3 protein-coding genes are annotated in these 1,870 nt (G+C 41.9%); 2 read left to right on the forward strand and 1 reads right to left on the reverse strand.

Features of this window, described 5'->3' with window-relative positions; translation table 11 throughout:
- The coding region (locus tag PX481_RS29775; protein WP_353852197.1) for a helix-turn-helix domain-containing protein at positions 1-64 on the reverse strand (64 nt) is incomplete at its 3' end.
- 73 nt (positions 65-137) lie between these two features.
- On the opposite strand from PX481_RS29775, the gene PX481_RS16065 reads away from it, so the two are divergent.
- Positions 138-1,013: an ABC transporter ATP-binding protein gene (locus PX481_RS16065; protein WP_288025226.1), complete on the forward strand. Its 876-nt coding sequence runs from the start codon at positions 138-140 to the stop codon at positions 1,011-1,013.
- A 370-nt stretch (positions 1,014-1,383) separates the two neighbouring features.
- Positions 1,384-1,870: ABC transporter permease (locus PX481_RS16070; protein WP_288094965.1), on the forward strand; the 487-nt coding region annotated here is incomplete at its 3' end.

Raw genomic sequence — 1,870 nt, forward strand, 5'->3', positions numbered from 1 at the left:
ACTCTTGTTCTGGTGTTGGGTAAAATCGGTAGCGATAGCTTTTCCATATCTCGCATTCTAGCATATATCGTGTAAATGCGCTAATATTTAACGGTAAAGCCGTCGTAGAACGACGGGGTTTCAGACCCAAATTTTCGATGACCTCCGCTATTGCTCTCGATCGCGTTTCTAAAATCTATAACAATCTCCCAGTAGTTAACGAGCTTTCCTTTGCCATCGAAAAAGGGGAAATCTTTGGTTTACTCGGTCCCAACGGTGCGGGAAAATCGACGACAATCCGCATGATTATCACCCTAACCGAAGCAAGTCAAGGAGAAATCGCAGTGGCGGGGTATGATGTGAAAAAATACCGCGATCAGGTGAAGAAAAATATAGGGGTAGTCTTACAACAGATTAGCGTTGATGGGGAATTAACCGTCTGGGAAAATATGGAATTTCACGGCCGGATGCACCATATCCCCAATCCCCAGAGACAGGAATTAATCGATCGCTATTTAGATTATGTCAGTTTAAGCGATCGAAAATCTGCCCTTGCCAAAACTCTTTCCGGAGGGATGAAACGACGTTTACAGATTGCTCGCGCTCTTCTTCACGAACCAAAAATACTCTTTCTCGATGAACCGACGGTCGGTTTAGACCCCCAAAATCGTCGTCGTTTGTGGGAAGTAATTCGCGATTTAAACCAGCAAGGAATGACAATTTTATTAACCACTCACTACATGGAAGAAGTGGAATTTCTCTGTCAGGATAACGCCACGGGAAAACTGGGCAGAATTGGCATTATGGACGCAGGCAAATTAATCGAATTAGGAACTATAAGGGATTTTCGCACTAAGTATGGCGAGGGTTTAGTTATCAAACAAGTTGGCGATAAAATCGATTATAAATTCTTCCCCACCGTGGCTGATGCCAATGCCTATCTTGACAGTTTGAGCGATAAAACTGGAGTAATGTGCCGTCCCTCCAATCTCGAAGATATCTTTGTGGAACTGACGGGACATCAATTAGATTAAATTCTTGGTTTGGCTGTTAGGAAGTTGTTCAGTTATCGGTCTTTGACTCCGGTTTTTCTGAGATTAGCTGTGTTTAAATCGGCATTTCTTGGCTCTTATCTGATGTCTATTTTATTGGCAAACCTGCTAGAGTCTAGGTCAATTAGCTGAGGCTGTCCCTAAAAACCGAGTTCAACCCTAAAAAAAGAGGCTTTTAGCGGTTTTTAAGCTTTTTGAGCCAGATAAATGGCCTAGGAAGGGAACTTTTTCCCGAGAGGGAGAGTCATCGGGAACTGGATAAAAACTAGATTCCCCTCTCGATCGATAGACAAAATTGACGGTAATCGTTTAGAATAAAGCACTGAATACTGACAAGATGACAATTATCCCTATGACCGATCTCCAGGCAAAAACTAGATGGTCAACAGCGCGGCGATATTACGAGTTGCTTAGTGTTTTAGTGGAACGTAATCTCAAGGGACGCTATCGGGGTTCTTTTCTGGGGGTTTACTGGTCTTTGTTAAATCCCGTGATTATGACTGCACTATACACGGCAATTTTCGGCACGGTTTTCGCCTCTTATTTTGATAATTCTCTAGTTAACTATGTCCTAGCTGCTTTCACTGGTTTAGTGGTAATAAATTTCTTTAATGCTTCCACTAACCAAGCTTTAACCAGTATTGTTGGTAATGGCAGTATTTTAAATAAAATTCGTCTGCCGGTTAGCATCTTTCCCGTTTCCATGGTAGTGGCCAATATTTTTCAGTTTGCTATTAGTATCTTTCCCCTTTTGGCTATAGTAACTCTCTGGAAGTCTCAAAGTTTAATTAATGTAATTGCTCTGATTTTTCCTGTGATCGGTCTTTCTCTGGTTTGCA

Source organism: Microcystis sp. M53603_WE2, assembly GCF_030065435.1.